Source organism: Streptomyces sp. MZ04, assembly GCF_004684775.1.
Lineage (GTDB): Bacteria > Actinomycetota > Actinomycetes > Streptomycetales > Streptomycetaceae > Streptomyces.
This window is the reverse complement of sequence record NZ_SRIC01000346.1, coordinates 1-7780: the sequence shown is the minus strand read 5'-3', so window position 1 is coordinate 7780 and position 7780 is coordinate 1. Positions and strand designations below refer to the sequence as shown.

Annotated in this window: 8 protein-coding genes and 2 pseudogenes; 7 read left to right on the top strand and 3 right to left on the bottom strand. The window is 72.0% G+C overall.

All coding sequences use genetic code 11. The features are described 5' to 3' along the window. The first annotated feature begins 66 nt into the window (after positions 1-66). The 6 genes from E2651_RS38590 (at position 67) to E2651_RS38565 (ending at position 5302) form a co-directional block, all read left to right on the top strand. Positions 67-984 carry a MurR/RpiR family transcriptional regulator gene (locus E2651_RS38590; RefSeq protein ID WP_135335940.1) on the top strand — a complete coding sequence of 306 codons (918 nt, stop codon included), beginning with the start codon at positions 67-69 and terminating at the stop codon, positions 982-984. Positions 985-1322: 338 nt separating this feature from the next. After that, complete coding sequence (locus tag E2651_RS38585; RefSeq protein WP_135335939.1) at positions 1323-1697, top strand: hypothetical protein; 375 nt, start codon at positions 1323-1325, stop codon at positions 1695-1697. A gap of 233 nt (positions 1698-1930) precedes the next feature. Next, positions 1931-2140: a DUF6243 family protein gene (locus E2651_RS38580; protein WP_135335938.1), complete on the top strand. Its 210-nt coding sequence runs from the start codon at positions 1931-1933 to the stop codon at positions 2138-2140. Positions 2141-2548: 408 nt separating this feature from the next. Next, positions 2549-3190 (top strand): hypothetical protein, encoded by a 642-nt coding sequence (locus E2651_RS45735; protein WP_245239480.1) that lies wholly within the window; start codon positions 2549-2551, stop codon positions 3188-3190. A 148-nt stretch (positions 3191-3338) separates the two neighbouring features. After that, a complete protein-coding gene (locus tag E2651_RS38570) occupies positions 3339-4535 on the top strand; it encodes an NAD(P)-binding domain-containing protein (protein ID WP_245239479.1) in 1197 nt (398 codons plus the stop codon). Next, positions 4532-5302, top strand: coding sequence for a methyltransferase domain-containing protein (locus tag E2651_RS38565; RefSeq protein ID WP_135335935.1), 771 nt, complete (start codon positions 4532-4534; stop codon positions 5300-5302). Before E2651_RS38570 ends, E2651_RS38565 begins: the two co-directional genes overlap by 4 nt. Before the next feature lie 556 nt (positions 5303-5858). Here E2651_RS38565 and E2651_RS38555 read toward each other — a convergent pair. Continuing rightward, positions 5859-6296: a hypothetical protein gene (locus tag E2651_RS38555; RefSeq protein WP_135335934.1), complete on the bottom strand. Its 438-nt coding sequence runs from the start codon at positions 6294-6296 to the stop codon at positions 5859-5861. A gap of 135 nt (positions 6297-6431) precedes the next feature. Beyond that, entirely contained in the window at positions 6432-6860 is a 429-nt protein-coding gene (locus tag E2651_RS38550; RefSeq protein WP_209446354.1) for a hypothetical protein, read from the bottom strand. Between E2651_RS38550 and E2651_RS38545 the strand changes: the two are divergent. After that, a pseudogene (locus E2651_RS38545) lies at positions 6852-7552 on the top strand (response regulator transcription factor). The gene E2651_RS38550 and the pseudogene E2651_RS38545 sit on opposite strands and share 9 nt — an antisense overlap. A gap of 2 nt (positions 7553-7554) precedes the next feature. Here E2651_RS38545 and E2651_RS44360 read toward each other — a convergent pair. Next, positions 7555-7780: pseudogene (locus tag E2651_RS44360) on the bottom strand (hypothetical protein); the annotation flags it as partial.

Here is a 7780-nt window from a genome sequence, read left to right as displayed (position 1 = left end):
GTCGAGGGGTGGCCACAGGGGGTGGGCTATGTTGGGTGACGAGTGACATGAGAGGGAGGCCCGTCGGTGTCATCCGGGCAGCAGGCACGCGCCCAGGCGGCCGCCATCACGCCGGGCGGGAAGTCGCCGGACCACGAGCGCGCCCCCGGCGAGCGGGTCCGTGCGCTGTTCGACGGCCATCGGCTGTCCCCGGGGCAGCGGCGCATCGCCCAGTACCTGATCGATCACCTCACCGAGGCCGCGTTCCTCTCGATCACGGAGCTGGCGGAACGTGCCGGTGTCAGCCAGCCGTCCGTGACCCGCTTCGCCGTCTCCCTCGGGTTCAGCGGTTATCCCGCCCTGCGGGACGCGCTCCAGCCGATCGCCCTGAGCGCGGTCGCGGGCTCCCCGGGAGGCAGCGGGCAGTTCCGGCACAACGCGCTGCAGGCGGCCGTGGACGCCGAGATCGAGAACCTGCAGAACCTACGTCGCCTGCTCGCCGACACCGACCAGGCGCTGGACATCGGGCGCGAGCTGGCCGGTTCCGTGCCGCTGACGGTACTCGGCCTGCGGATCTCTGTGTCGCTGGCGGAGTACTTCGCCTACGCGGCCCGGCGCATCCACCCCGACGTACGCCTGGTGACCCGTGGCGGCAGCGTGGCCTACGACGCCCTGCTCCAGTCCCGGGCGGCGGGCGGGACCTGGATGCTGGCCTATGCCATGCCCCGGCACGCCAAGGAGACCCTGGGCGCGCTCCGGGCCGCGCGGAGCGTGGGGCTCCGTACCGCGCTGATCACCGATCCCACCCTGGGGCCGCTGGCGGACGCGGCGGACGTGACTCTGACCGCGGGCACCGGGTCCCGGCTCGTCTTCGACTCGTACGCGGCGCCCGGCATGCTGTCCGCGGCCCTGCTGCAGGCGATGGCCGACGCGGACCCCGAGCGGACGCAGGCGCGCCTGGAAGGCTACGAGCAGGTCGCCGACCAGCACGGTTTCTTCCTGTAGGCCGGTCCCCCCACTCGGCGCGCCACCCCCCGTCTCGCCGTCTTGCGCTGGGCAATTTCACCCTTGCCTTCGTATGTAATTTTTCATTCCCTTGCGTACTCGACGGTATATATGTTTACTTTCCCAGCGCCCCGGATCCACCAGACGCCAGGGAGGGCGACCCCAAGCCCTCCCGGAAACAGACACGCGGTGTGACGCCTCCTCCTCACGTCCCGCCCGTGCCCGGTCCCGGCTTTCGGATCCACCGGAGCGCTCACGGCGGCCTCGGTCAACCCCTGGGCCGAGGCCGCCGCAGCAACGTCTCGATCAGAGTTCGACACCACTCGGAAGCGACGAGAATGCGCCAGACTGCCTCCATCACGCTCAGCCCCGACTGGCCCTGCCAGGTCAAGGCGCCCGGCACCCCGGACTGGGAACGCACGGCGATGCGCTGGCTGCGGGACCTGCTCCCGGCCCGGTACGGCACCTATCCGACGCTGGCCCGCCATCCCGCACTGCTCGTCCGGCACGCACAGCTCCAACTGCGGCACGAGGTACGGACGGCGCGGATCGCCCTGGAGACCAGCCGGGCGGAACTGCCCGCGATGGGCGTGTCCGCGTCCCTGATCGAGAACTCCATCAGGATGTACGCCGTCGAACTCCAGCAACTGGGGCGCCTGTCCCGAGGAGTCCGCCTCATCGGCGACGCCCTCCAGGCGCGGTCGCTCAGCTGACCGGAAGGAAACGGCTGACCTGGGGGTGCTCGCCGCAGGCCCGGCCGACGCCGGGACGGCGAATATCTTGGTGTGCGGGGCGGACGGAACGGGGTAACGTCTTGGTCATGTTCTTCCAGACGCCGATTTACGAGTGAGAGCGTGACGGGCCCCTGCTGACGTCCTTCGATGTCGCCGCGCCCGTCCCCCACCGATGAATCCGTAGGTCCCTTCACATCATTCCGGGAGAACCCGTGAGCAAGAACATCAACAACCCCGTGGGCATGGGCGGCGGCCAGCGCAAGAAGCTGTCCCGTGCCGAGCGGCAGAACAATGGTCCGCACCGTAACCTCGACCGCCAGGGTGCGGCCGACCAGAAGGCGGAGCTGGTGCGCAAGATGCGCGAGAAGGCAGCCGCAGCCGAGGACGCCGGGCAGACGAGCGACGACACCGCACAGAGCTGACGCACCGCCGCCGCAGGGCGGCACCGCATGGGGCAGGGCCCGGACCGTGACGCGCGGTCCGGGCCCTGCTGCCCTACCGGGCGCGACCGGTCCCGCTCAGCTCTCGGCCGAGCCCCCGTGTCTCAGCCGGCCACCCGGGGCAGCCGCGGATTCAGCAGCCCCGCTGCGCTTCAGGCCGCTCGCCTGGGCGATCTCGTCATCACGGGCCGTGTGTACGCCCTGGTCGCGGACCTTGCCCCGGCGGGCGGCACCGGCCGCTACATGGCTGTCTACGGCACTAGTTGCGGAACCTGACGCGAAGCTGCCGACACCCTCACCCGATGGCCCGAAATCACCCTGTCCGGAAGCGGTGTTGTTGTTCCAGAAGGTGGTGACACCCGGCGGCTTACGCCCCATCATGGGTGGGTCATGGCGCCTTCGGTCCTTGTGTTCCGTTCGCACCGTCGCGGCAGTGTGCCGCCCGCGGTGCCGGTGGCGGCCGTCCGGGCGGCATTGTTCTCCGGGGTGGGCTCGGCGCTGGCCGTCATGGTCCATCACCTGGCGTTCGACTCCAACCCGTCCTGGGGTGCGCGGATCCTCGCCGCGCTCGTGCTCTTCGCGGTCGCTTTGCCGGGCGCGGGTCAGGAGACGCCGCTGCGGCGGCAGCTGCTTCTCGCGTACGGCGCACAGGCGGCTGTCGGCTGGTGGTTCGTGCGAGGCGACGACTCGATCGGCCTCGCCCCGCACGAGGCTTGGCCGTCCGCCGTACACGCCGGGGCGCCGGTCATCGTGGCCCACCTGGCGCTGACGTTGCTCTGCGCGATCCTGCTGCACGGCCTCGGCGCCTGCCGACGGCGGGTGCTGTATGCCGCGGGTCAGGATCACGGAGCGCTCGGCGATCTCGTACGCAGGCTGTTCGCTCCCCTCCCCACGCCCGGCGACATCGGCGTGGCCGGTGGCCTCCTGCGTCTTTCGCCGCTGCCCGCCCGAGCCTCCCCGGTCGTGTCCTTGCTGGCTGACGAGGTCGTCCGGCGCGGTCCCCCACCATCCCCACGGCCGCTCGCTGTCTGAGAAGGGCTCCCACCGCTGTCCGCGGCCGGGACCGCCTGCCCTTCGCGCAGCCGCGCGCGGCTTCCGACGTGCTCACCCATCACACGTCCATGCCGGTACGCGGTCTGCCCGAGGATGCTTTCGGGCCGCCGCGTCAGGGGGGAATCTCGTGTCCCGTACCACCGCATCTGTCGTTGTCATCGGGGCGGGCCCGTACGGCCTGTCCACCGCCGCGCACCTGAAGGGGCGCGGCCTGAACGTCAGGGTCTTCGGCTCGCCGATGGCGAGCTGGGACCGGAACATGCCCAAGGGCATGCTGCTCAAGTCGCCGCCGAGCGCGTCGATGCTGTCGGCGCCGGATCCGGGTTTCACGCTGGAGGGGTACTGCCGGCACGCGGGTGAGCCCGTCCTGGGCGGGCACGACACCGTGCCGGTGGAGCTGTTCGTGCGCTACGGGCGCTGGTTCGCCGAGCAGTTGGTGCCGGAGGTGGAGGACGTCCGGGTGCTCGGGGTGGCCCGGCAGTCCGACGGGTTCCGGGTCAAGCTGTCGTCCGGGGAAGAGGTGCGGGTGCCCGCCGTGGTCGTGGCCAGCGGGATGGACGGGTTCGCGCACGTGCCGGGCGCGCTCGCTCCGCTGGTGGCCGACGGGCTCGTCTCGCACGCCTCCCACCATCGGGACCTGGGGGTGTTCGCGGGCCGCGAGGTGGTCGTGGCCGGGTCCGGGCAGTCGGCGCAGGAGAGCGCGGCGCTGCTCCACGAGGCCGGTGCGGAGGTACGACTCCTCGCCCGTACAACGGAGTTGGTGTTCGGGGCCGGTCCCACGCCGCCGCCGCACTGGCAGCCGGACACGCCGCTCGGGCGCTCGTGGGGCCTGTACGGGGTGGTGCACCACGCGGCCGCGTTCCGGTGTCTGCCGCGGGAGGTGCGGTTGAAGCTGGTGCGCCGGGCGCTGGGGCCGTTCGGGGCGTGGTGGCTCAAGCCGCGCCTGGACGGCGTCGTGCCCACCCTGCTCGGGCGGCGGATCACCGGGGCCAGGGCCTGCGGCGACGGCATCGAGCTGACGACTCGTGACGTACGGGGGCGCGCGCACATCCTGCGCACCGGGCATGTGCTGGCGGCCACCGGGTACCGCGTACGCCTGGACGCCGTCGACTTCCTCGACCCCGCGCTGCGGGCCCGGCTCGCCCGTACCGCAGGCTATCCCCGCCTGGACGCCGGGTTCGGCTCCTCGGTACCCGGGCTCTACTTCACCGGGATCCAGGCGGCGGCGACGTTCGGGCCGCTGATGCGGTTCACCTGTGGGACGGCGTTCGCCGCGCCCCGGCTCGCGGCGGCACTGGCGGCCCGGGAGGGGGAAGGCCGATGAGGGCGGCAAGGAAAGGGACGTCGGCATGGAAGTCGGGGATCAAGCGGCTCTTGGGACGCGCTGGATTCCACGTCGTGCGCAGCACCAACCCCCGGGGCGGGGTGGACGATTTCATCCCGTTCGAGGCAACGATGCGGGCCGCACGGGCGGCCGGTCTGTCGGTCGGTGACTACATCGACGAGGTCATGAACGAGACGCCTGGCGCCACCCGGTCCACCATCGATGAACTACGCGCTCTCGGCGTCTTCGCCGCCGACCCGGAAACGGTCCTTGAGATCGGCCCCGGGTCCGGCCGGTATCTGGAGAAGACGCTGAAAGAGTGCTCACCAGGCCGCTACGAGATCTACGAGACGGCAGCGCCCTGGGCCGACTACCTGGTGGACACCTTCGGCGTGGTCGCCCAACCGACCGCCGGATGCCGCCTCGCCCCGACACCCGACGGCAGCGTCGACCTCGTACAGGCCCACAAGGTCTTCAACACCCTGACCTTCCTCGGCGCCTCCCGCTACTTCTTCGAGATGGCACGCGTCACGCGCCCCGGTGGCCGGATCGTCTTCGACGTCATGACAGAGACCTGCCTGGACCCGGCCGCGATGCGCGCCTGGGCGACGCAGGGCGGCGCGGGGCACGACTCCTACCCGGCCGCCATGCCCCGCCGGACATGCGTGGACCTCTTCGCGACCCTCGGCTGCCGCCTGGAGGCCAGCTTCCTGGCGCCCATGGGCGTTGCCACCACGGAGGTGCTTGTCTTCGGAAAGGGGGCTTGACGCAAAGACAACTCCGCCTCGCGAGAGCGCCAAGGGCGTGCCAGGCAGGACTCACTGTCATTGCTCGAATGCGGTGCTTGTCGTGCTTGTCGTGCTGGTCATCGCGCATCTCGCGGGCACGGTGCATGCCTCCGCCTCACTGCCGAACCCGCGTGGCGGGCTGTCGCCCGGGACTGGCGGACTACGGGGCCTACAACACCGCGTCCGGCATCGCGATCTTGCTCGGAAACCCGGCTGTCGGGGGCTCTTCGGCACTGGCGTCGCGTGGCTGCCGTGGGCGTCCCTGACGGCGACGGGCCTGCTGTGCGGGGGAGCGGTGGCGTGACTGCACCGGTCGGGGTGGCTGCGACCGGCTGCGCGGGAGCGTGGGTTGGCGACGGTCTCACGCGTGGTGCATCGCGGCGTCGGGGCGGCAGCGAAGCCGCGCGGCGCCGCGATGCGCACCGTCAGGACACGTCGCGCCGCATGCTCGTGGTGACGGCGAGCACCGCGAACACGAGCGTGTAGGCGGCCAGGACCCCGCCGCCGCCCCAGCGGGGCAGCAGGTCGTTGTCCATCATGGGCTCGGCCGCGGCGCCCAGGCCCTGGCCCGCGTTGAAGGCAGCCAGCGGGCGAGGTCGCCGAGCAGCCGGCCGACGATGTCCTCGACCAGGGCGACCCAGGCCAGTGCGGCGGCGATCGCGCCGATCAGGTTGCGGACCAGCGCGCCGGCACCGACACCGATGGCGGCGAACGCCGCGCTCCAGTCGATGCCGCCGCCGATCGTCGTCCACATCTCCGCGTCCGCCCAGGCGAAGGAGGCACCCTTGCCCGCCCACCAGGCGGCCGCGACACCGAGGCCGACGAGACCGGCGGCCACTCCGGTCAGGGCGCCGAGGATCGCGTACACCAGGAGCTTGGCCCCCATGACAGGCCCGCGCGCGGGGGTGCTCAGATACGTGTCCGTGATCGTCTGGTGCCGGTACTCCCCGGCGACCGCGAGGATCCCGAACACCAGCGTGAACAGCGAGGCCAGGCCGACGTGGGCGAGCGCCTGGCTCTGCGCGGTCGCGTCGAGCGGCTTCTCGCCGGAGACGACCAGGCCGCTCGTGCCCGCGACGACCAGCAGGGGGGAGGCGGCGAGGAGCAGTCATGGGCTGCGCACGGTGCGCAGCTTCAGCAGTTCGGTACGGGTCGTACGGATGAGGGTGTGCATGTCGTGTGCTCCTCGGGCTCGGCTGGGGGTGGGCACGGTGGCGGCCGTGCGGGTGTCCGGGTTCGACGTCAGCCGGAGGAACGCGGCTTCGAGCGTCTCTCCCTGCGCGTGCGTCAGGTCTGCCGGCGGGCCCGCGTAGCGCAGCGTGCCGCCGGCGACGATGACGACGCGGTCGACGGTCTGCGCCACCTCGCTCAGTACGTGGCTGGACATCAGGACCGTGCGGTTGTCGGCGGCCAACTCTCGCGGCAGGTCCCGTAGTTCGGCCATGCCGGCCGGGTCGAGGCCGTTGGCGGGCTCGTCGAGGTCGAGCACGCGTGGGTCGCCGAGCAGGGCGGAGGTGAGGCCCGGGCGCTGGCGCATGCCGAAGACCAGCCGCTGGTCCGCACCGGCCTCAAGGCCCTCATCGACCCGGCGCCCGACCTGGAAGTGGTCGGCGAGGCGGGCGACGGCCGCGAGGCGGTGCGCCTGGCCAAGGCCGCCCGCGCCGACCTCGTCCTGATGGACATCCGGATGCCGGTCCTCGACGGCCTCGCCGCGACCCGCCGGATCACCGCGGACGACGACCTCGCCGGCGTACGGGTCCTGATCCTCACCACGTTCGAGATCGACGAGTACGTCTTCGAGGCGCTGCGCGCGGGAGCCGGCGGATTCCTCGGCAAGAGCGCCGACGCCGAAAGAGCGCCGACGCCGAGGAACTCCTGCACGCTCCGCGCACCGTCAACCGCGGCGACGCACTCCTCTCCCCGACCGCGACCCGCACCCTCATCGGCCGTTTCCTGGCCACTCCCGCCGCGCCGCGCCCCCTCGACGAGACGGCCCGCCGCGGCCTGGACTCCCTCACCGACCGGGAACGGCAGATCACCACCCTCGTGGCGACCGGCCTGTCCAACGACGAGATCGCCGCGCAGCTCGTGCTCAGCCCCGCCACCGTCAAGACGCACGCGAACCGGGCCATGATCAAGGTCGCCGCCCGCGACCGCGCCCAACTCGTCGTCTTCGCCCACCGCGGCGGCCTCGCCCCCACGAACCAAGAACCCGCGTACAGTCGGTGACCTCAGTGGTGGGCGTGCGGCCCGTCCGCCACGACCCCGTGGCTGTGCCGCCAACCGCCCTCCACAGCAAGGGCGTTGACGAGGTGCGGGTGATCGGGCGCGAGCCCGACGTGCTCGTGTACGACGTGTGCCACGGCCTCCTCGCCCCGCGCCGGCCACAACCGCACCGCCCCCACGGCCGCGACCAGCGCGATCCCCCCGAGCGCGGCCGTGGGGGCGGTGCGGTTG